Source organism: Saccharopolyspora sp. NPDC003752 (assembly GCF_053605825.1).
The window spans coordinates 90,605-112,165 of record NZ_JBSGJZ010000027.1 but is presented as its reverse complement, the minus strand read 5'-3'; the positions used below and the strand labels follow the sequence as shown (position 1 = coordinate 112,165).

The following is a 21,561-nucleotide window of genomic DNA, read 5'->3' as shown; positions in this document are numbered from 1 at the left end:
ACCTGGCCTTGCGACTCGCCCGACACCCACGATGCCGAGCTCCTAGCTGCACCATACACCCCTTGCGCAACGACCGCCTACAGCTCGAAGGCGTTGGGGAGGACTTCGGTCATCGGCAGGACTCCTCGGGGCGTGTCGACCAGGCAGTCCGGGCCGCCCAGTTCGAAGAGGAGCTGGCGGCAGCGGCCGCACGGCATCAGCAGGTCGCCCGTTCCGCTCCGGCAGGCCACCGCGACGAACCGGCCTCCGCCGGTCAGCCGCAATTGGCCCGCCATGGTGCACTCCGCGCACAACGTGAGCCCGTAGGAACCGTTCTCCACGTTGCAGCCGACGACCATCCGGCCGTCGTCGCACACCGCCGCAGCTCCCACCTGCAACTTCGAGTACGGGCAGTACGCCAGCGCCGCGGCATCCACCGCCGCGGCGCGCAGCGCCTCCCAGTCCACAGCGGTCGTCACTAATCCTCGCCTCTGCGGTATTGCAGGCCATCTGCTGCGGGTGGTCGTAGTCGTTGCGACGCCGCCGCGAGGATCACCAGCGTGACGAGATGCGGAGTGTAGGCCGTCAGTTCGTCCGGGAGCTCGTCGGTGAACCAGTACACCGAGTACGTGACCGCCGCGAACACCAGGGCCACCCCGGCGCCGAACCACATCCGCCGCCACAGCTGCACGGCCACCACCACGATCAGCAGCAGCGTCGCCGCGTACAGCAGCGCGTGCACGCTGGTCTCGCCGCTGCGCAGCTGCAGGCCGTCGGCGTAGCCGAACAGCGCCGCGCCGCCCAGCAGGCCGCTGGGCCGCCAGTTGCCGAAGATCATCGCCGCCAGGCCGATGTAACCCCGGTTGTTGGTCTGGCCTTCCAGGTAACCGGCCTGCCCCGGGTTGAGGATCAGCGCCGCGCCACCGATCCCGGCCAGAGCGCCCGAGATGATCACCGCGAGGTACTTGTAGCGGTAGACGTTCACGCCGAGCGACTCCGCCGCGACCGGGTTCTCGCCGCAGGACCGCAGCCGCAGCCCGAACGGCGAGCGCCACAGCACCAGGTAGCTCACCGGCACCAGCAGGTACGCCAGCATCGTCAGCGGCGAGACCTCGGTGACCAGGCCGCCGAGGATGCCCGCGAGGTCGGAGATCCCGACCCGCTGCAGGTCCTCCAGCTGCTGCAACCAGGTGCCCAGCGGCTGCGCCGAGTAGGTGTCGAACTTCGGCACCGGCGGGGACTCCCGCGGGTTCCGCGAGATCGGCTCGAACAGCAGCGTCGACAGGTACTTCGCGGTGCCCGCGCCGAGCAGGTTGATGGCCACACCGGACACGATGTGGTTGACCCCGAAGGTCACCGTCGCCACGGCGTGCACCAGGCCGCCGAGCGCGCCGAACGCCGCGGCGGCGACGAGCCCGGCCAGCGGTCCCCACTGGTAGCCAGCCCAGGCACCGCCCCAGGTGCCCAGGATCATCATGCCTTCCAGGCCGATGTTGATGACCCCGGCTCGCTCCGCCCACAGCCCGCCGAGGGCGGCCAGCAGGATCGGGATGCCCAACCGCACCGCCGCCTGCACGGTGCCGGACGAGGTCAGCTGCGGTACGCCGGTCTGGTACGAGGTGATCGACACCGCCAGGAAGCCGACCGCCACCCACAGCAGGACGCGGGCCCAGCCGGGCATCCGGCGGCCGAGGACGCCCGGTTTCCGGTCCGCCGGGGCCGATGATTTGGTCGCGACCGCGGTCATGCCCGCTCACCTCCGGTTCCGGCGGCGGCCGGGGCGGCCGCGGTGCCCAGCGCACGCCCGACCCGCCGCTGCTCGGCGGCGAGTTCGCGGCGGCGCACCAACTCGTACGCGACGACGACCGACAGCACGATCGCGCCCTGCAGGATCGTCACGATCTCCTTGGGCACCCCGATGTTGTCGAGCGTCAACGAGCTCTTGTCCAGGAAGGACCAGAGCAGCGCGCCGAACGCGACGCCGATCGGGTGGTTGCGGCCGAGCAGCGCGATGGCCAGCCCCGCGAAGCCGTACCCGGTCGGGAAGTTGAGCGTGAAGGTGTGGTCGCGGCCGAGGATCTCCGGCAGGCCGGCCAGTCCCGCGACGGCGCCGGAGATCAGCATCGCTGACATGACCATGCGCTTGGAGTTCACGCCACCGGCGGTGGCCGCGGTCGACGACAGGCCGGAGGCCCGCAGCTCGAAGCCGTAGCGGGTCCGGTCGATCAGCACCGCGTAGCCGACGCCGACGGCGGCCGCGAGCAGCACGAGGCCGAACATGGTGCCCGCGCCGCCGAGCGGGATGCCGGGCACCTGGCCGCTGTCCGGGATGATCTTGGTGCCCTGCGTGTTCCCGCGCAGCTCGCCGAAGGCCGGGACGAGGTACGCGACCACGCCGATCGCCAGCATGTTGAGCATGATCGTGGAGATCACCTCGGACACCCCGCGGTAGACCTTGAGCAGCGCCGCGATGCCGCTCCACGCGGCACCGACGACGGCGCCGACCACCACGATCACCACGGCGTGCAGCCCGAACGGCAGGCTGATCGCGCCGCCGACGATCGCCGCCACGCAGGCGGCCAGCTTGTACTGGCCTTCGATGCCGATGTTCAGCAGGTTCATCTGGAACCCGATCGCGGCCGCGATCGCCACCAGGTAGTACGCCCCCGCCGTGTTGACGATGTCCACCGAGGTCGTGCCGCGGGCGACCTGCGCGATCATCTCCGCCAGCGTCGCGAGCGGGTTCGCGCCGGAGACCAGCAGCACCACGCTGCACAGCACCGCGGCGAAGACGATCGCCAGCGCAGGTGGCAGCAGCCGTGCGCGCCACGTGTTCATGCCGCCTCCCCTGCACCGGTCATCGCCGCACCGAGGTCCTCCGGGGTGACCGAGCGCGGGTCGGCCGTCGCGACCAGCCGTCCTCGGAACATCACCCGGATGGTGTCGGACAGGCCGATCAGCTCGTCGAGATCGGCCGAGATCAGCAGGACCGCCAGGCCGGCCGAGCGGGCGGCGCGCAGGTGGCCCCAGATGCCCGCCTGGGCGCCGACGTCCACGCCTCGTGTCGGGTGCGCGGCGATGAGCAGCGCCGGGTCGCCGGAGAGCTCCCGGCCGACCACGAGCTTCTGCTGGTTGCCGCCGGACAGCGCGGCCGCGTCCACGTCGATGCCGGGCGTGCGGACGTCGAACTCGTCGATGATCCGCTGGGTGTCGGCCTTCGCGCCCGCCCGGTCCAGCCAGACCCCGCGGGCCGTCGGCCTGCGGGTCTGGTAGCCGAGGATCCTGTTGACCCACAGCGATTGCTGCAGCAGGAGGCCCTGCCGGTGCCGGTCCTCCGGCACGTAGCCGATGCCCGCTTCCCGCCGCGCCAGAGTGGACAGACCGGTCAGGTCGCGGTCGCCGAGCACCACCCGGCCGGCGGTGACCGACCGCATGCCCATGATCGCCTCGACCAGCTCGGTCTGGCCGTTGCCCTCGACGCCGGCGATGCCGACGACCTCGCCGGCCCGCACCGTCAGGTCGACGTCCGAGAGCACCGCCCGGTCCTGGTCCGATGCGGACAGACCGGTGACGACCAGCACCTCGCGGTCGGTCACGGTGGATTCGCCGTGCTCGGGCACCGGCAGCTGGCTGCCGACCATCATCTCGGCGAGGCCGCGGCTGCTGACCTCCGCGGCCGGCACCGTGCCGACCGTGGTGCCGCGCCGCAGGACCGTGATCGTGTCGGCGATCGCCCGGACCTCGTCGAGCTTGTGCGAGATGAACAGGAACGTGAAGCCCTGTTCGCGCATGGTGCGCAGGGTGTCGAACAGCTCGTCGACCTCCTGCGGGACCAGCACGGCGGTCGGCTCGTCGAGGATGATGATCCGCGCGCCCCGGTACAGGACCTTGAGGATCTCCACCCGCTGCCGGTCGGCCACGCCGAGCCCTTCGACCAGCGCGTCCGGGCGCAGCTCGAAGCCGGCCTGCTCGGCGAGCTCCAGCACCCGCCGCCGCGCCTTCGCGCCGATGCCGTGTTCGCGCTCCGCGCCGAGCACGACGTTCTCCAGCACGGTCAGGTTGTCGGCGAGCATGAAGTGCTGGTGCACCATGCCGATGCCGGCCCGGATCGCCTCGGCGGGCGTGCGGAACCGGATTTCCTCGCCGTGCACGCGGATGGTGCCGGAGTCCGGCGCCTGCATGCCGTAGAGGATCTTCATCAGGGTGGACTTGCCGGCACCGTTCTCGCCGCACAGCGCGTGCACCTCACCGGATCGCACCAGCAGGTTCACATCGGAGTTGGCGACCACGCCGGGGAAGGTCTTGGTGATGCCGGTCAGTTCGACGGCCGGCTCCCCGGCCGCGCCGGGTGGGCCGCCGGAATCCGGCGCAATCGAGGTGTTCATGGGGCTCCGTGGGACGTCGACACCGGCAGCGAAGCAGGAAGACGCTCAACAATGGACGGTTTCGGCGAGAACGTGACGATCTTGGCGCGAACCCGCCAACCGATCCGTGGACGGGTGAGGGGCACTCCCGACGCGTCGACCGCGCCGGAAGTGCCCCTCGCCCCGGATGTCACGGCTTGTCGGAAACCTTGATGTCGCCGCGGGCGATGGCCGCCTTGTAGGCGTCCACCGTGGGCACCAGCTCGTTGATCTTGCCACCGGAGGTGGAGTAGCCCACGCCGTCGATGCCCAGGTCGAACTTCTTCGGCAGCGAGCTCAGGTCGTTGCGCGCGACCGCCGCGATGTAGTCGTACACCGCGAAGTCGACCCGCTTGAGCATGGAGCTGATGATCACGTCCTTGTACTCCGCGACCGTCGGCTGGTTGTACTGGTCGGAGTCCACGCCGATGGCCTGCGCGCTCGAGGACTTCACCGACGAGAACACGCCCTTGCCGGAGGCGCCCGCCGCGTGGTAGATCACGTCGGCGCCGGACTCCAGCTGGCTCGTCGCGACCTCGGATCCCCGGTTCGGGTCCTGGAAGCCGCTGAAGTCACCGGCCGGCGACAAGTACTTGCTCTCGATCTTGATGTCCGGTGCGGCGGCCTTGGCGCCCGCCACGTACCCGGCCTCGAACTTCTCGATCAGCGGCGTCTTCACGCCGCCGACGAAGCCGATGTGGCAGTTCTTCGACCGGTGCGCGGCGATCACGCCGACCAGGAACGAGCCCTGCTCCTCGGCGAACACCAGCGACGTGACGTTCGGGATCCCCTGCACGTCCTCGTCGATGATCGCGAACTTGGTGCCCGGGAACTCCGGCGCGACCATCTTGATCGAGTCCGCGTAGGAGTAGCCGACCGCGATGACGGGGTTGTAGCCCTCGCGCGCCAGCTGCCGCAGCCGGGTCTGCTTGGCGTCCTCCGGCTCACCGGCGCCGGCATCCAGCTCCTTGATGTCGCTGAAGCCCATCTGCGCCTTGGCGCGGTCCAGGCCCGCGACCGAGGCGTCGTTGAACGAGGCATCCCCGCGGCCACCGATGTCGAAGGCCAGCCCCACCCGCATCCCGGCGGCCTGCGGGGCGGGCTGCTGCTGCTCGTTGCCGGAAGTGGTCGGTGCGGCCCCGGCCGGCGGCGCGCTCAGCTGGCACCCCTGGCCCTGGGCGTTGTTGGTTCCCCCACCCCCGCTGTCCTTGGCACAACCCGCCAGCGCCACGGCGCCGGTGAGCAGCACTGCGACCACTGTGACGCCGTTCCGGCGCACTCCTCCGGCACCCGAGCGCCTTCCCCAAGTCGGCGTTCGCCGCATGCCGTTCCCCTTTCCTGTCGGTCCCACCGCGCCCCCATCGCCGCTCCGGCTTTGACCGGAGGTCCGCGGCGCCGGGTGAACTCCCACACGAAGGTGTTGTCTCCGGTGAATTGTTCTTCCGGGGCGCGGCGCACGCCATTCGGTGACGTGGCTCTCGAAATTAAGTCTTGACGCTGCCGCTTGGGCATTGCTCGCATGTCACGAAATGGTTTCTACATCGATCAACCGAGATGGGGCGCTTGTCTGGTCGATCACAGACGGCGCAGGCGAGTAGGCCGGGGCGATTCGTCGGGTCTAGCATCCGATGAGTCAAGGCCCCAGTTCGTGGCCGGTGACGGGCGTGCACCCAATGCCAATTGGGACCAACTGCAACTCGGGGCCGGCCGCCCCTTGTTCCCGAACGGGGCCGTCAGTCCACCAGCGAGGTTGGAGGCCTTCCACCATGGCCAGCACCACCGCCTCCGCGGCCGAGGCCCCGCAGCGCGCCACCGCACCGCGCGCCAAGGGGCGCCTCTACCGCGGCGATCTGGGCATGTGGTCGTGGGTCGCCCACCGGATCACGGGCGTACTCACCTTCTTCTTCTTGTTCGTACACGTCCTGGACACGGCCCTCGTCCGGGTTTCGCCGAACGCGTACGACACGGTCATCGAAACCTACAAGCACCCCGTGATGATCCTTTTCGAGCTGGGTCTGCTGGCGGCTGTGCTGTTCCACGCGTTCAACGGCATCCGGGTCATGCTGGTCGACTTCTGGGCCAAGGGCACGACGTACCAGAAGCCGATGCTGTGGACGGTCGTGGTGCTCTGGCTGGTGTTGATCATCCCGGCCGCGATCAGCCTGATCAGCCGCGCAGTCACGGAACTCTTCGGGGGTTGAGCAAAATGACCGTCACCGACGCACCGCTTTCCGTGGAGAAGCCGCGCACCCCGTCGCGCCCCGCCGCGCGCCGCAACAACTTCGAGCTCTACAGCTGGTTGTTCATGCGGCTGTCCGGTGTGCTCCTGCTGTTCCTGGTGCTGGGCCACCTGCTGATCATGCTGTTCCTGGACGGCGGCGTTCACAAGATCAACTTCGCGTTCGTCGCCGGCCGCTGGGCGTCCCCGTTCTGGCAGTTCTGGGACCTCACCATGCTGTGGCTGGCGGGCCTGCACGGCGGCAACGGGCTGCGCACCGTCATCAACGACTACTCCCGAAAAGACGGCACACGCTTCTGGCTGAAGATGCTGTTGTACGTCTCGGTCTTGCTGACCGTGGGTCTGGGCACCTTCGTTCTCTTCACCTTCGACCCGAACATCGGCTAGCGCCGCAGACGACCACAGCGTGGCGAGATCGACGCCCCACCCGCGGGTCCCGCCACAGCCCGAGGAGGCGACCATGCAATTCCACAAGTACGACGTGGTCATCGTCGGCGCCGGCGGCGCCGGCATGCGCGCCGCGATCGAATCCGGCCAGCGCGCCCGCACCGCCGTGCTGACGAAGCTCTACCCCACCCGTTCGCACACCGGCGCCGCCCAGGGCGGCATGTGCGCGGCGTTGGCCAACGTCGAAGAGGACAACTGGGAGTGGCACACCTTCGACACCATCAAGGGCGGTGACTACCTGGTCGACCAGGACGCCGCCGAGATCATGGCGAAGGAAGCCATCGACGCGGTCCTCGACCTGGAGAAGATGGGGCTGCCGTTCAACCGGACCCCGGAAGGCAAGATCGACCAGCGCCGGTTCGGCGGTCACACCCGCGACCACGGCAAGGCCCCGGTCCGCCGCGCCTGCTACGCCGCGGACCGCACCGGCCACATGATCCTGCAGACGCTGTACCAGAACTGCGTCAAGCACGGCGTGGAGTTCTACAACGAGTTCTACGTCCTGGACATCATGCTCAGCGACGGCCCGGACGGCCAGCAGGTCTGCTCCGGCGCGATCGCCTACGAGCTGGCCACCGGCGAGATCCACGTCTTCCAGGCCAAGTCCGTCATCTTCGCCACCGGCGGCTTCGGCAAGGTCTTCAAGACCACGTCGAACGCGCACACCCTCACCGGCGACGGCATGGGCATCATCTACCGCAAGGGCCTGCCGCTGGAGGACATGGAGTTCTACCAGTTCCACCCGACCGGCCTGGCCGGCCTGGGCATCCTGATCACCGAGGGCGTCCGCGGTGAGGGCGGCATCCTGCGCAACGCCGACGGCGAGCGGTTCATGGAGCGCTACGCCCCGACGATCAAGGACCTGGCACCGCGCGACATCGTCGCCCGGTCGATGGCCCTGGAGGTGCTGGAAGGACGCGGCGCGGGTCCGAACAAGGACTACGTGCTGCTGGACGTGACGCACCTCGGCGAGGAGCTGCTCGAGGCCAAGCTGCCGGACATCATGGAGTTCTCCCGCACCTACCTGGGTGTGGAGCCCACCAAGGAGCCGGTGCCGGTCTACCCGACCGCGCACTACGCGATGGGCGGCATCCCGACCAACATCGTCGGCGAGGTGCTGCGGGACAACGAGAACGTCATCCCCGGCCTGTACGCCGCCGGCGAGTGCGCATGCGTCTCGGTGCACGGCTCGAACCGGCTGGGCACCAACTCGCTGCTGGACATCAACGTGTTCGGCCGCCGGTCGGGCATCGCCGCGGCCGAGTACGCGCTCGGCCACGACCACGTCGAGATCCCGGAGGAGCCGACCAAGCTCGTGGAGGGCATGGTCGACCACCTGCGCACCGCGCACGGCGGCGAGCGGGTCGCCACGATCCGCACCGAGCTGCAGCAGACGATGGACGCCAACGCCTCGGTGTACCGCACCGAGGAGACCCTGAAGACGGCGCTGTCGGACGTGCAGGCGCTCAAGGAGCGCTACGGCCGGATCTCCGTGCACGACAAGGGCAAGCGGTACAACTCCGATCTGCTGGAGGCCATCGAGCTGGGCTTCCTGCTCGACCTGGCCGAGGCGCTGGTCAACGCCGCGCTGGCCCGCAAGGAGTCCCGCGGCGGCCACGCTCGCGAGGACTACACCGCCCGGGACGACGTCAACTTCATGCGGCACAGCATGCAGTACAAGGTCCTGCCCGAGGAGGAGGACCCAAACGCGCCGCTCGGGTTGACCGGATTCCAGGCCGACATCCGCCTGGACTACAAGCCCGTCGTCGTCACCCGGTACCAGCCGATGGAGCGTAAGTACTGATGACCGCCGCTACCACGAAAAACGACACGACCGACCTTCCGGACGACGCACCGCCGATCCCGGACGGCGCGACGATGGTCACCGTCAAGATCCTCCGGTACAACCCGGAGGTCGACGAGGACCTGCACTGGGAGTCCTACCGGATCCCGGCGCTCCCGTCGGACCGCGTGCTGAACCTGCTGCACTACATCAAGTGGTACGTCGACGGCACGCTGACCTTCCGCCGGTCCTGCGCGCACGGCGTGTGCGGGTCCGACGCGATGCGGATCAACGGCGTCAACCGGCTGGCCTGCAAGGTGCTGATGAAGGACCTGCTGGTCAAGGGCGGCGAGACGACGCTGACCATCGAGCCGATCAAGGGCCTGCCGGTCGAGAAGGACCTGCTGGTCGACATGGAGCCGTTCTTCGAGGCCTACCGGGCGGTCAAGCCGTACCTGATGACCACCGGCAACGAGCCGACCCGGGAGCGCATCCAGTCGGTCGCCGAGCGGGCCCGGTTCGACGACACCACCAAGTGCATCCTGTGCGCGGCGTGCACCACGTCGTGCCCGGTGTACTGGTCGGACGGCAACTACTTCGGCCCGGCGGCGATCGTCAACGCGCACCGGTTCATCTTCGACAGCCGCGACGAGGGTGCCGAGGAGCGACTGGACATCCTCAACGACGTCGACGGGGTGTGGCGCTGCCGCACGACCTTCAACTGCACGGACGCCTGCCCGCGAGGCATCCAGGTCACGAAGGCGATCCAGGAGGTCAAGCGGGCGCTGATGTTCCGCCGCCGCTGACCCCCGGCAACGCCAACGGCGCCCGCCTCCCCGGAGGCGGGCGCCGTTGGCGTTTTCCAGTCTGACCGCTAGGAGCACACGCGGTCACCCCGAGTGAGTACGCTCCTGATCATGGCCGAGCCCGCTCCGAACACCAGCTTCACAACGGCTGCCCATCGGCACTACCTCGACGCGCAACTGCTGAGAGAAGAGCAGCGCCTGCCCAATGCCGACCACTTAGCGGGTGTCGCTGCCGAATGTGGGCTCAAGGCCATTCTGACCAGCTATCTGGACGGGTACATCGACACCCATAACCGCCCCAATCATCCGGAGCACCCCAGAACACACGCTGGTCCCAAGTACGGGCATCTGCCCACCTTGTGGGATGAGATCACAGTGGTCTCCAACGGCCGAAGCGGCAGCGCTTTTCACCACGTCATGGCGCGGGGAAACCCCTTCCAACGGTGGGATGTGGCAGAACGCTATGCCGACGGTGCACACATCGACGCTGCCCGCGCCGATCAACATCTGGCGGCCGCACACCAGGTACTGTCCATCTATCAACAAGCCCAGATCGACGGGGTGCTGCCGTGACCAGAATCCGATTCGACAAGGCGTGGGAGAACGCCTGCGAGGTTGCGGACGGTGCGAGCCGGGCCGGGATAGATGTGATCCTGGTGCGGGACTTGGTCGGTCGCCTTTCACTGATTCTCGACGACATGCAGGACATCGCGGTTCCGGACGGGTTGGCAGCCGATTTCGGCAGGGCTGCGGGGCCGTTCTGCGCGGCTACGCCTATCCACCGTGCCAGCGAGATGTTCGCTGCCACTGCCCTTCTCAACTCACCTGACCTGCTGATTCAGCATGAATCGGACCCCGTGAAGGGACGTGGACGGTTCGCCGTGCTGGAGCGTACGGCCGTTGGAGCTGATTGGGTTCGTGCTTCCGTCAGCCCACCTGAACATCGAGCGACCCTGTACGGCTTCAAGGGCGGCGTCGGTAGGTCCACGGCGACATTCATGCTCGCCAAACACTTGGCCGACCGTGGGTTCTGCGTCTTGGTAGCAGATCTGGACCTCGAATCACCCGGGATCGGGGAGCTCCTCCAACACACCGCCGCGCTGCCGAAGCACGGTCTAGTCGACTACCTCGTCGAGGCAGCGGTTGGGAACGAAGCCGGGCTCGATCTGGTAAGCCGGAGCGAGGTGATCAAATCCCCGGGCAACGGCGAAGTCTGGCTGCTTCCCGCCGACGGCGCACCACTGCATTCGTCGGTCTCCGACGAATCGTCTCCGACCAAACGGGACTACCTGGCCAAATTGAACCGCGTCTACACCGAGGTACCAGGCGGACCCGACGGCCCGCGAACGCTAGCAGATCGCCTTGAGCAGGCCTTGGGCGAAGCCGAGCGGCAGGTTGCCGAACGCAGCCGGAAGCCGGACGTCACGCTCCTCGACAGTCGAGCTGGCATCCACGACATCGCCGCAATCGCGATTACCCGGCTCAGCGGCTTCAGTTTCCTGTTCGCCACCGACAACCCGCACACCTGGGCCGGGTATCGCACGCTTTTCGGGCAGTGGCGGCAACTCCCCCCGGATCGGCTGGGAAAACTCCGCCAGCGGTTGCGCATGGTCGCGTCCCTGGTTCCGGACAGCGACTCTGAACAGTACGTTCGCAACTTCCGGGACAACGCTCAGCAGTGCTTTGCGGACATGCTCTACGACGACGAGAAGTCTCCGGCCGACCTGGATGCATTCAACTTCAGCCCGGAGGACGAAGACGCACCACACTCGCCGCTGCCCATCCTTTTCCACGGCGGGCTCGTCGGCCTTAACCATGTGGCTATGCCTGATTGGTATTCGTCTCACTTCCTCCGCGAGGCCTACGATCAATTCCTGACCACCGCAGCCGCACTGATCATCGAGGAGAACTCGTGACGTCGCTGAATCCGCAGACGTATCGGGCTCTGCTCCGGGTAGCGCTGCGCACTCCGGATGCCGACACGATCAAGCCGGATCCGCATTCGCTCTTCACCCCGCGTGGCCACCGGTTGGCTCTGGACCCCGACGTGACGGTGGTCAAGGGCGGTCGCGGTGTCGGAAAGACGGTTTGGTTCCAGGCGCTCCAAGACCCGGCGCTGCGTGCTGTCGTCGCCGATGAATACCAGCTCCCAGTGCTCACCCGAGTCGAGGCACACACCGGATTCGGTTCCGAGCGCAAGGCCAGCTACCCGAGCCCGCGGACTCTTGAGGATCTCCTGCGAACCTTTTCCGCGCAGGACATCTGGTACACGGTCGTCCTCGCCGCACTTGAGGTTCCGGAACTGCAATCCGGGGAATGGTCCAACCGAATCCGCTGGGTGCTGGCCAATCCCGAGGCTGCTGACAACGCACTCATCAACGCCGACCGGGAAGCCGAAGCGAACGGCACTGTTCAGCTGTTCCTGTTCGACGCATTGGAATGGTTGCACCGCAACCGCAGCCTCGCGGATCGCCTGGCGACCGGGATACTGCAGCTGGCGCTGGAACTACGTGTCTCGACTCGTAGGTTGCGCGCAAAGGTCTTCGTCCGGCACGACATGCTGGAAAATCTCACCCTGAGCTTCCCGGACGCCTCAAAGCTAATGTCGAACGCAGCGGAGCTCATCTGGTCCAGGGCCAACCTCTACGGCCTGCTGTTCCACCATCTGGGCAATTCTGAGGCGAACGCGCAGTCCACCGCGTTCCGGGAAACGACCGGGTTGTGGAAGGAGGCCGGCAGCCGGCACATTCCGCCCGATGCACTGGTCGGTGACGGCGACCGACAGAAGGCGGAGTTCGTGAAAATCGCTGGGCCTTATATGGGTAAGAACCACCGCAAGGGACATACCTACACTTGGTTGCCGAATCACCTGGCCGATGGGACCGGCCAGGTGAGTCCGCGCAGCTTCCTCAGCGCACTGCGCACAGCCGCCCAGATCACTGAAGAACAAAATGCTGGGCACGACCACGCACTGCACTGGGATGCGATCAAGCGCGGAGTGCAGGTGGCGTCTAAGACCCGCGTCGATGAGATCACCGAGGACATACCCTGGGTCGCCACCTCCATTGCTCCGCTCAAGGAGATGCAGGTGCCAATCGAGCAGCAAGAGGTGGAATCCTGTTGGCGAGACGCCGACCTGAAGACGCAGCTCGACGCTCTCCAGCTGGCGTCCGACCAAGCTCCGGCCGCGACCGGCCCCCGCGACACCCAACTGTCGGCGCTCATCGCCGAGCTGATCGAACTGGGAGTGATGACAAGCCGCCGGAATGGCAAGCTCGACCTGCCTGATATCTACCGGATCGCGTTCGGTTTGGGCCGCAAAGGCGGAGTTCCGCGCGTGCGGTCGTCCTGAGCACCCCAGGTCAGCGGCGGGTGGCTCGGAAGGCTCGCCAGCCGAGGACTCCGATGATCGTGCCCAGGACAAGGGAGACGATCGCGATCACGAAGTGGACGATCAGGTAGGACGTCGGCGAGCCGCCTGCCCAGGAGCGGTCGCTGTTCCAGATGTTGCGCATGAAGTTCGGCCACAGCAGGTACGACCAGACGCCGAAGGCCAGCAGGAACAGCGCAACGCGGCGGGAAATTGTCACGGCCCCCAGTATCCGCTGTAACCTGCTTCACCCACCTGCCCGGGTGGCGGTCAACATTCCGCCGCATACCGGGATTGGTTAGCCTGCTGCGTGTGCCTCTGAGTGCCTGCGGCCCGCTCCGCGTGAAGTCCGTGCTCCGCGTGGCCGTTTGCACCATCGCGGCCGCGCTCGTGCTGGGGACCGGCGGCACCGCCGCGGCCCAGCCGCCGGCCGCGTGCCCCAACATCGCCCCACCGCCCCCGGTGGACACCTCCGAGGTGCCCGCGCCGGGCATGCCGGTGCCCGAACCGGTGCCGGTGCCGGAGAACCCCGTCGGCGGCGATCGCCTGGCGGAATGCGGCACGGTTATCGCGCAGGGGCTGCCGGAGCCGCCCGCCGAGGTCACCGCCGCCAGCTGGGTGCTGGCCGACCTGGACAGCGGCGCCGTGCTGGCGGCGAGGGACCCGCACGCCCGGCACCGGCCGGCGTCCACGATCAAGGTGCTCACCGCGCTCACCGCGATCCGCGAGCTGCGGCTGGACGACACGATCGTCGTCACCCAGGAGGACGCCGACCAGGAGGGCAGCCGGGTCGGGCTGAGCCCGGGCGTCACCTACACGGTGCAGCAGGTGCTGACCGGGCTGATCATGCGGTCCGGCAACGACGCCGCGCACGCGCTCGCCATGAAGATGGGCGGCGTGGAGGTCACGCTCGACAAGGTCAACGCGCTGGCCCGCGAGCTCGGCGCGCTGGACACCCGGGTCGCGACGCCGTCCGGCTTGGACGGCCCGGGCATGAGCACCTCGGCCTACGACCTGGCCGTCATCTTCCGCGCGGCGATGAGCGAGCCGGCGTTCGCGTCGATCGCCGCGATCCACAACACGCAGCTGCCGGGCAAGCCGGACGGCCCGCCGCTGGAGGTCTGGTCCGACAACCAGGTGCTGCTGAACTACCCCGGCGCCATCGGCGGCAAGACCGGGTTCACCGACGATGCGCGGCACACGTTCATCGGTGCCGCCGAGCGCGATGGGCGCCGGCTGGTGGCGGTGCTGATGCGCGGCGAGAACCAGCCGATCCGGCAGTCCCAGCAGACCATGCACCTGCTGGACTACGGGTTCGGGCTCAGCGACGACGACCCGGTGGGCCGGCTGGTGACGACGTCGCCCGAACCGCCCTATGCGGACCCCGCCGACGCCACCGCCGCGCAGGCGCAGGGGGATTCACCGGTGAACGGCCAGCCGCAGGCGTCGTCGATGTTCGGCACGGTCGGCGGGCCGTTGACGCTGATCGTGATCCTTGCGGCCGCGGCGCTCGGCGTCCTGGCGCTCCGCCAGCGTCGCGCACGGCTCGCCGCCGCCGCGCGCCGCAAGCACAACGGCAACGACCACCCCTGACGGAAACCGCTTCCGGCGCGTCGCCGGGCGTGCTCTAATTAGTTAACGGTCCCGGATCGTTAATAAATTGGAGCGGCCATGGAGACGACATCCGTCCTGGTGGTGGGCGCCGGGCCGGCCGGCCTGGCGCTGGCCTGCGGGCTCCGGCAGCACGGCGTCGCGGTGCGCGTGATCGACCGAGCGGCCGGACCGGCGAGCACCTCGCGGGCGAACATCCTGCACGCCCGTGGAGTCGAGGTGCTGAACCGGCTGGGAGCTCTCGGAGACCTGCCGGACCGCGCGCTGCACGCCGTCCGGATGACCCTCCACGTCGGGGAGAAGCCGCTGGCCGAGGTCAGTTTCGGCCGGATCGAGGGCAACCAGCTCTCGGCCCTGCTGGTGTCGCAGGCCGAGGTGGAGGCCGTCCTGCGGGAGCGGCTCGCCGAGCTCGGCGGCACCGTCGAATGGGGCCGGGAGCTGAGCGATCTCGAGCAGCGGCCCGACGGCGTCACCGCGAAGCTGCGCGACGGCGGCCTGAGCGCCGACTACGTGGTGGGTTGCGACGGCGCGCACAGCACGGTCCGAAAGCTCAGCGGCATCGGCTTTCCCGGGGTCCCGCTGGTCGACCAGTGGCTGCTGGCCGACGTCCGCGCCGACTGGGCCCTGGACCGCACCGGTTCGTCCGGGTGGTTCCACCGGGACGGCTTGTTCTTCGCGATGCCGATGCGCAACGGCGCGGACGACGCATGGCGGCTGATGGCCGATGTCCGCCCAGGCACGGACTCCGACGACGTCCTCGACCGGTTGCAGGAGCTGCTGCCCGAGCGCACCGGCCGGGCCGATGCGCAGATCCGCGACGTGACGTGGACATCGGCCTTCCGCATCCACCGCCGCCTCGCCGACCGCTACCGCGACGGGCGCGTGCTGCTCGTCGGCGACGCCGCGCACATCCACAGCCCGTTCGGCGGCCAGGGCATGAACACGGGCATCGGCGACGCCGAGAACCTGGCCTGGAAGCTCGCGCTGGTCGCGGAGCGCCGCGCCGGTTCGGCGCTGCTGGACACCTACCAGGCCGAGCGTCGGCCGCTCGCCGAAGACGTGCTGCGCAGCACCACGGCGAACACCAAGCTCATGCTGGCCGACGGCGCGGTCGCCCGGTTCGCCCGCGACCGGCTCATCACCCCGTTGGCGAACCTCGCCGTGGTGCAACGGCGGGCGACCTGGCTCGCCTCGCAGCTCTGGGTCAGCTACCGAAAAGGCCCGCTCGGCTCGCGGCGAGGCCCCCGGCCGCGGCCCGGTGACCGCGTGCCCGACCTGGCGTGCCGGGGCGACCGCGGACCGACCCGGCTGCACTCCGAGCTCGACGGGAAGTGGGCACTGCTCGCTCCCCCGTGGATGGGTTTGGAAGTCCTTGCGCCGCTGGGAGAACATGTCGTACGCCTCGCACCGGACCGGCCGCAGCGGGACGTCTGGTTGATCCGGCCCGACGCACATCTCGCGTGGCGCGGGACGGAATTGCGCTCCCTCGCGCGATGGCTCGACAACGCGCTCGGCAACGGAAGGACGACATGACCAACCGTCGCGGACGACCGCGCAATCCCGCAGCGGACAAGGCGATCCTGCAGGCCGCGCTGGATCTGTTCATCGAAGGCGGCGTCGAAGGCACCAGCATCGAGCAGATCGCCAAGCGGGCCGGGGTCGGCAAGCTCACCGTGTACCGGCGCTGGGACTCCAAGGAAGCGGTGATCGCCGCCGCGATCGAGTCCGCCCGCGACGAGATCCCCGAGACGATGCCGGCGGACTTCGCCGACCTGCCCGTCGCCGTGCTGGTCGAGCAGGCGCTGCCCGGGCTCGCCGAGGCGGTCGCCGACCCCCGGCTGCGCGCGATGGTCGCCCGCGTCTTCGGTTCCAGCGTCAGCCACCCGGCGCTGATGGCGACCTACTGGGAGAACTACGTCGTGCCGCGGCGGCGCATCACCCGCGCGTTGCTGGAACGCGCGCAGGCCGATGGGGTGCTCGACGCCGCCGCGGACCCGGACGTGCTGATCGACATGATGGTCGGCGCCGTGCTGTTCCGCCTCATCCAGCCGGAACCGCTGGATGCCGCCGGAGCCCGCGAGTACCTGGAGTCGGTCTACCGTCGGGCGGGGCTGCTCGACGCTTCGATCGGAACTCCGGTTCGAGAACGGCGATGAGACGCAGTTTCCCTTGAGGTTTTTCCATCCTCTACGCGGATGGCCTGTGTCCTGGGTCGTGAGTGGTCATGGCTGCTATGACGACCATGGGCACTCACGACCCCTGCACACTCGGGACCTGGCCTGACGCCGCAGACCAGGATGAAAAATGCTCAATTGAAACCGTGCACGACGTTCTCCGGTTGACCACAGTTTCAATTGAAACTGTGGTCAACCGTCCACGGCCGGGTCGGGACCTGCCTGGGCCATCAGCCGGACCGCGAGCTCGCGCACGGCAGAGCGCAGTTCGTCCGGGCGGCGGATGACGAACGGCCAGCCCAGCCCGGCGAGCATCTGCGCCATGCCGTCCAGGTGCTCCTCGCGCGTCGACAACAGCACGCCGTCGGAGGTTTCCGCGAGAGTGCCCACGGAGGGCGGGATCCGGGCCCGGGCCCGTTCCGGCGTGGTCTTCAGCAGCACCTCGACCTCGTGCGCGTACGGGACGCTGGCCAGCGACGTCGTGACCTGCCGCACCGGGTCGGCGTCGGGCGGCATCTCGAAGGTTTCGGTGCGCAGCTCCGTCGACCGGATCCGGTCGACCCGGAAGGTGCGGACCTCGCCGCGGCCGTGGTCGTACCCGGTCACGTACCAGCGGCCGGAGTGGAAGACCAGCCCGTGCGGGTCGAGCTCGCGCTCGCTGGCCGCGCCCTTCCAGGAGACGTAGCTCAGCCGCACCCGGCGACGATGCCGCGCCGCCCCGGCCAGGGTCAGCACCGCCGCGGTCGCCGGGGCCGCGCCTTCCCGCGTTCCCATCGTGAAGCCGAGCGTCTCCTGCAACGACTGGACGCGGTCGCGCAGCTCGGGCGGGAGTACGCGCTGCACCTTGGCCAGCGCGGTCTCCGCGGCCGGCCCGGGAAGACCGAGGCGCCGCCCGGTCAGCAGGCCGAGCACGACGGCGGTGGCCTCGTCGTCGGTGAGCATCAGCGGCGGCAGCTTGTACCCGGGCATCAGCCGGTATCCGCCGTAGCGGCCGCGCTCGGCCACCACCGGAATGCCCAGCTCCACCAGCCGCTCGGCGTACCGGCGGACGGTGCGCTCGTCCACGCCCAGGCGCTCGGCCAGCGCAGGCCCGCCGACCCGCTGATTCGCCTGCAGCAGCTCCAGCATCGCCAGCAATCGACTCGTCGGATGTGACACACGTCTCCCGGAAGGTCAATCAGGGCGAGTTCTGACCGGTATCGAGCCTAGTGTCCAACGCATCGAATCCACGAGGAAAGGAGCGTCGCGATGGCGACGATCGTGCTGGTTCCCGGCTTCTGGCTCGGCGCGTGGGCATGGGATGACGTGACGCGGGAGCTGCGGGAGCTGGGCCACGACGTCCACGCGGTGACGCTGCCCGGGCTCGCCGACCGCGCCGCCGAAGCCGGTCCCGAAGTCGGCGTCGAGACCCACATCGCGGACCTGGTCGGGCTCATCGAGGACAACGACCTCCGGGAGGTCGTGCTGGTCGGGCACAGCGGCGGGAACGTGCCCGTCACCGGCGCCGCCGACCGCGTTCCGGACCGGGTCGCGCGCGTCGTCTACGTCGACGCCGGGCCGATGCCGAGCGGCATGGCCGTGCTCGATTCCAACCCTCCGGAGGTCCAGGAGGAGTGGCGCAAGGCGGTCGAGGCCGAAGGCGACGGCTGGCGCCTCCCGCTGCCCGAGTTCGGCGTGGAGGACCTGGCCGGGCTGTCCGACGAGCAGCTGGCCCGCATGCGCGCCATGAGCACGCCGCAGCCGTTCGCCACCGCGACGCAGCCCCTGCGGCGGCCGGACGCCGTCCCGGACGTGCCGATCTCGGTGATCGCGTCCACGTTCACCCCGGAGGAGGTCAAGGCCCTCGTCGACGCCGGAATCCCGATGTTCGCGCTGCTGGCCGGGGCCGACTTGCACCACCTGCCGACCGGGCACTGGCCGATGTTCTCGCGCCCCGCCGACCTCGCGGCGATGCTGTCGGACATCGCCGGCTGACGTCCCGCAATTTCCATTGAAATCGCGGAAGTTGTCCACAGCCTCCGGCGTGTCGTGTCCCGACTCGCCGGAGGTCCGCAATTTCAATGGAAATCGGACCTCTGATTTCCATTGAAATTGCGGCGGTCAGCGCTGCGGCGCCAGGCCCAGCCGGCGACGGCTCCGAGGCCCACCAGGCCCATCGTGGCGCGGACGCCCGCCCGTTCCCGCACCTGGACGACCGGGCGGATGATCGCCGGGCCCGGCGGCTGCGGCGGCGCCACCTCCAGGTTCTCCCGGGCCGATGCCGTCCACGCCGTCACGAACAGGATGAACCGCGAGGTCAGGTTCGCGAACACCAGCAGACCGAGGACCGGGCCGAACGCCACGCCCGCCGGCGAGCTGGTGACGCTGTTCAGGTAGACCACGCCGACCTGCTTGAGGATCTCGAACCCGACGGCGGCGAACAGCGCACCCCACACCGCGCTGCGCAGCGTGACCGGCTTCCGCGGCAGCCGCGAAAGCACCCACAGGAACACCAGCCAGCTCGCCAGCAGCGACAGCACTATCGACAGCGCACGCAGCGCGAACACCGCGGCCGGACTGTCCTCGACCCCGACCAGCTCGAAAAACCACCGCCCGACCCCGCCGCCGAGGGCGCTGATGCCCAGCGAGACGGCCATCGCCGCGCCGAGCCCGATCAGCGATCCCAGGTCGGCGGCCATCCGCCGGACCATCGACTGCTTGCTGGGCTCCTGCGTCCACTGCGCGGTCAGCGCCTCCCGCAGGTTCGTCATCCAGCCCAGCCCCGAGTACAGCGCGGCGAGCAGGCCGATCACACCGACCGTCCCGGCCTGGCTGATCGCCTGCTCGACGACGCGGTTGAGCATGTCGCTCATCGCCGGGCTGGGCACCGCCGTGGTGATCGACGTCTGCAGCCGGCCGAGCAGCTCCGGGTTCCCGCTCAGCACGAAACCGGCCGAGGCGAAGGCGATCATCAGCAGCGGCACCAGCGCGAGCACGCTGAAGTAGGTGATCGCGGCGGCGTAGTAGTCGCCGTACTGCCCCTGGTAGCGCTCGAACGCGCGGATGATCCGGTCCAGCCACTCGTGGCGGCGGCGCAGCAGCGCCAGTCGTCCCGGCTTCGCTTCCTGCTCCTGACCGGCCACGGTGCGCCTCCCGCCGCAACGGCATCCCCCGAACGGTGGCAGGCTACCCGTGGATGATCAGTTCAGCCCATCGGCGGAAGGAAGCCCACCCGATCGAACACGGTCCGCAGCGTCTCCGCGGACACCGCCCGCGCCCGCTCGGCACCCCGGTGCAGGACCTTGTCCAGCTCGGTCGGGTCGTCGAGGTACTCGCGGACCCGCTCCTGGAACGGGGTGACGAACTCGACCACGACCTCGCCGAGCTCCTTCTTCAGGTCGCCGTAGCCCTTGCCCTCGTAGGCGGCCTCCAGGTCGGCGATGCTGCGGCCGGTGAGCGCCGAGTAGATCACCAGCAGGTTGCTGATGCCCGGCTTGTTCTCGACGTCGTAGCGGATCTCCCGCTCCAGGTCGGTGACCGCGGAGCGGATCTTCTTCGCCGAGCGCTTCGGCGACTCCAGCAGCTCGACGACCCCGGCGGGCACCGACTTGCTCATCTTCGAGGTCGGGTCCTGCAGGTCGTAGATCTTCGCGGTGTCCTTCGGGATGTGCGCGGCCGGCACCGTGAAGGTCTTGCCGTAGCGGGAGTTGAACCGCTGCGCCAGGTTGCGGGTGAGCTCCAGGTGCTGGCGCTGGTCCTCGCCGACCGGGACCGCGTCGGCCTGGTAGAGCAGGATGTCCGCGGCCTGCAGCACCGGGTAGGTGAACAGCCCGACGCTGACGTGGTCGGCTTCCTGGCGGGCGGACTTGTCCTTGAACTGCGTCATCCGGCCGGCCTCGCCGAAGCCGGTCAGGCATTCCAGGACCCAGCTGAGCTGGGCGTGCTCGGGGACGTGGCTCTGCACGAACAGCGTCGACCGCTCGGGGTCGATGCCGATGGCGAGCAGTTGCGCGGCGGACAGCCGGGTGCGCTGGCGCAGCAGCTCCGGGTCCTGCGCGACGGTGATGGCGTGCAGGTCGACGACGCAGTAGAAGGCGTCGTGGTCGTCCTGCATGGTGACCCATTCCCGCAGGGCACCCAGGTAGTTGCCGAGGTGGAACGAGTCGGCGGTGGGCTGGATGCCGGACAGCACGCGCGGCCGCGCCGCGGGCTGGTCGCTGGTCTGGGTTGCGGGGCTGTCGCTGCTCACGTGGTGATTCTCGCAAGCCCCGCGAAGCTGGTGGGCGCGACCTCTCCGGTTTTCCGGCGGGTCAGCTCTTGCGCTGGTTCTCCGGTTGGATCTTCTTCTTCCGGAACATGCCCGCGACCATGCCGACCACTCCGAGCCCGATCGCGGTGAGGCCGACCGGGGCGCTCAGCGAATCCAGGGGGCCGGCCGCTTGAGCGGTCGACTCGGCGGCGGCGGCACCGGCGGTCGCCAGGAGCGCGGCGGCGGCCGCGGCACCAAGCACGGAGGCTCGCGTTGCCACGCGAGATATTCGGCTACGCACGGGCGTGCCCTCCCTGCGACAGTTGACCCGATCAGGTCAGGACTCGTCTGAGTTCGGTGGCGGACCGTACCGATCCCTCATTACCGTCGTGGTCGCTTTGCGTAAACCGGCCACGACGCAATGATCATATTTTCCGGCTCGCGGCCGCTGCCGCCGGGTCCGCCGATCATGGAATCGCGCAGGCCAGTGGCCGGGATCATCCCGAGGGATGACCCCGGCC

At 68.9% G+C, this 21,561-nt stretch carries 21 protein-coding genes; 11 read left to right on the top strand and 10 right to left on the bottom strand.

The window, feature by feature from the left end:
- Nucleotides 1-77 precede the first annotated feature (77 nt).
- The 5 genes from ACWEV3_RS29670 to ACWEV3_RS29650 form a co-directional block, all read right to left on the bottom strand.
- A complete protein-coding gene (locus ACWEV3_RS29670) occupies nt 78-458 on the bottom strand; it encodes a cytidine deaminase (RefSeq protein WP_452617029.1) in 381 nt (126 codons plus the stop codon).
- Nucleotides 458-1,726 (bottom strand): ABC transporter permease, encoded by a 1,269-nt coding sequence (locus ACWEV3_RS29665; protein WP_452617028.1) that lies wholly within the window; start codon nt 1,724-1,726, stop codon nt 458-460. The genes ACWEV3_RS29670 and ACWEV3_RS29665 overlap by 1 nt, the downstream gene beginning before the upstream one ends.
- Nucleotides 1,723-2,817: an ABC transporter permease gene (locus tag ACWEV3_RS29660; protein WP_452617027.1), complete on the bottom strand. Its 1,095-nt coding sequence runs from the start codon at nt 2,815-2,817 to the stop codon at nt 1,723-1,725. Before ACWEV3_RS29660 ends, ACWEV3_RS29665 begins: the two co-directional genes overlap by 4 nt.
- Nucleotides 2,814-4,364, bottom strand: coding sequence for an ABC transporter ATP-binding protein (locus tag ACWEV3_RS29655; protein WP_452617026.1), 1,551 nt, complete (start codon nt 4,362-4,364; stop codon nt 2,814-2,816). The genes ACWEV3_RS29660 and ACWEV3_RS29655 overlap by 4 nt, the downstream gene beginning before the upstream one ends.
- Nucleotides 4,365-4,533: 169 nt before the next feature.
- The gene (locus tag ACWEV3_RS29650) at nt 4,534-5,661 is read right to left on the bottom strand and encodes a BMP family lipoprotein (protein WP_452617025.1); all 1,128 of its coding nucleotides are present in this window, start codon (nt 5,659-5,661) and stop codon (nt 4,534-4,536) included.
- 487 nt (nt 5,662-6,148) lie between these two features.
- On the opposite strand from ACWEV3_RS29650, the gene sdhC reads away from it, so the two are divergent.
- The 7 genes from sdhC (at nt 6,149) to ACWEV3_RS29615 (ending at nt 13,009) form a co-directional block, all read left to right on the top strand.
- Nucleotides 6,149-6,583, top strand: coding sequence for a succinate dehydrogenase, cytochrome b556 subunit (gene sdhC, locus ACWEV3_RS29645; protein ID WP_452617024.1), 435 nt, complete (start codon nt 6,149-6,151; stop codon nt 6,581-6,583).
- 5 nt (nt 6,584-6,588) lie between these two features.
- A complete protein-coding gene (locus tag ACWEV3_RS29640; protein ID WP_452617023.1) occupies nt 6,589-7,008 on the top strand; it encodes a succinate dehydrogenase hydrophobic membrane anchor subunit in 420 nt (139 codons plus the stop codon).
- Nucleotides 7,009-7,081: 73 nt separating this feature from the next.
- The gene (gene sdhA / locus ACWEV3_RS29635) at nt 7,082-8,872 is read left to right on the top strand and encodes a succinate dehydrogenase flavoprotein subunit (RefSeq protein ID WP_452617022.1); all 1,791 of its coding nucleotides are present in this window, start codon (nt 7,082-7,084) and stop codon (nt 8,870-8,872) included.
- Nucleotides 8,872-9,657 (top strand): succinate dehydrogenase iron-sulfur subunit, encoded by a 786-nt coding sequence (locus ACWEV3_RS29630; RefSeq protein ID WP_452617021.1) that lies wholly within the window; start codon nt 8,872-8,874, stop codon nt 9,655-9,657. The genes sdhA and ACWEV3_RS29630 overlap by 1 nt, the downstream gene beginning before the upstream one ends.
- A 111-nt stretch (nt 9,658-9,768) precedes the next feature.
- On the top strand, nt 9,769-10,230 hold the full coding sequence (locus ACWEV3_RS29625) for a hypothetical protein (RefSeq protein ID WP_452617020.1): 462 nt from the start codon (nt 9,769-9,771) through the stop codon (nt 10,228-10,230).
- On the top strand, nt 10,227-11,573 hold the full coding sequence (locus ACWEV3_RS29620) for a KGGVGR-motif variant AAA ATPase (protein ID WP_452617019.1): 1,347 nt from the start codon (nt 10,227-10,229) through the stop codon (nt 11,571-11,573). The genes ACWEV3_RS29625 and ACWEV3_RS29620 overlap by 4 nt, the downstream gene beginning before the upstream one ends.
- On the top strand, nt 11,570-13,009 hold the full coding sequence (locus ACWEV3_RS29615) for a hypothetical protein (RefSeq protein ID WP_452617018.1): 1,440 nt from the start codon (nt 11,570-11,572) through the stop codon (nt 13,007-13,009). The genes ACWEV3_RS29620 and ACWEV3_RS29615 overlap by 4 nt, the downstream gene beginning before the upstream one ends.
- A gap of 10 nt (nt 13,010-13,019) precedes the next feature.
- On the opposite strand, the gene ACWEV3_RS29610 is transcribed toward ACWEV3_RS29615, so the two are convergent.
- Entirely contained in the window at nt 13,020-13,247 is a 228-nt protein-coding gene (locus ACWEV3_RS29610) for an SCO4848 family membrane protein (RefSeq protein WP_358307353.1), read from the bottom strand.
- Between the two features lie 92 nt (nt 13,248-13,339).
- On the opposite strand from ACWEV3_RS29610, the gene ACWEV3_RS29605 reads away from it, so the two are divergent.
- The 3 genes from ACWEV3_RS29605 (at nt 13,340) to ACWEV3_RS29595 (ending at nt 16,794) form a co-directional block, all read left to right on the top strand.
- Nucleotides 13,340-14,620: a D-alanyl-D-alanine carboxypeptidase family protein gene (locus ACWEV3_RS29605; protein ID WP_452617017.1), complete on the top strand. Its 1,281-nt coding sequence runs from the start codon at nt 13,340-13,342 to the stop codon at nt 14,618-14,620.
- Between the two features lie 78 nt (nt 14,621-14,698).
- A complete protein-coding gene (locus ACWEV3_RS29600; protein WP_452617016.1) occupies nt 14,699-16,171 on the top strand; it encodes an FAD-dependent monooxygenase in 1,473 nt (490 codons plus the stop codon).
- Nucleotides 16,168-16,794, top strand: coding sequence for a TetR/AcrR family transcriptional regulator (locus ACWEV3_RS29595; protein WP_452617015.1), 627 nt, complete (start codon nt 16,168-16,170; stop codon nt 16,792-16,794). Before ACWEV3_RS29600 ends, ACWEV3_RS29595 begins: the two co-directional genes overlap by 4 nt.
- Before the next feature lie 210 nt (nt 16,795-17,004).
- On the opposite strand, the gene ACWEV3_RS29590 is transcribed toward ACWEV3_RS29595, so the two are convergent.
- The gene (locus tag ACWEV3_RS29590) at nt 17,005-17,940 is read right to left on the bottom strand and encodes a helix-turn-helix transcriptional regulator (RefSeq protein WP_452617014.1); all 936 of its coding nucleotides are present in this window, start codon (nt 17,938-17,940) and stop codon (nt 17,005-17,007) included.
- A 120-nt stretch (nt 17,941-18,060) separates the two neighbouring features.
- Here ACWEV3_RS29590 and ACWEV3_RS29585 point away from each other — a divergent pair, with 120 nt between their 5' ends.
- Complete coding sequence (locus tag ACWEV3_RS29585; RefSeq protein ID WP_452617013.1) at nt 18,061-18,786, top strand: alpha/beta fold hydrolase; 726 nt, start codon at nt 18,061-18,063, stop codon at nt 18,784-18,786.
- A gap of 83 nt (nt 18,787-18,869) precedes the next feature.
- Here ACWEV3_RS29585 and yhjD read toward each other — a convergent pair whose 3' ends face one another.
- The 3 genes from yhjD to ACWEV3_RS29570 all read right to left on the bottom strand — a co-directional run bounded on the left by yhjD (nt 18,870) and on the right by ACWEV3_RS29570 (nt 21,320).
- Entirely contained in the window at nt 18,870-19,934 is a 1,065-nt protein-coding gene (gene yhjD / locus ACWEV3_RS29580) for an inner membrane protein YhjD (RefSeq protein WP_452617012.1), read from the bottom strand.
- Between the two features lie 62 nt (nt 19,935-19,996).
- Nucleotides 19,997-21,040, bottom strand: a complete 1,044-nt coding sequence (trpS, locus tag ACWEV3_RS29575) for a tryptophan--tRNA ligase (protein WP_452617011.1) — start codon at nt 21,038-21,040, stop codon at nt 19,997-19,999.
- 61 nt (nt 21,041-21,101) lie between these two features.
- Nucleotides 21,102-21,320 carry a hypothetical protein gene (locus ACWEV3_RS29570; RefSeq protein WP_358580185.1) on the bottom strand — a complete coding sequence of 73 codons (219 nt, stop codon included), beginning with the start codon at nt 21,318-21,320 and terminating at the stop codon, nt 21,102-21,104.
- Nucleotides 21,321-21,561: the final 241 nt, after the last annotated feature.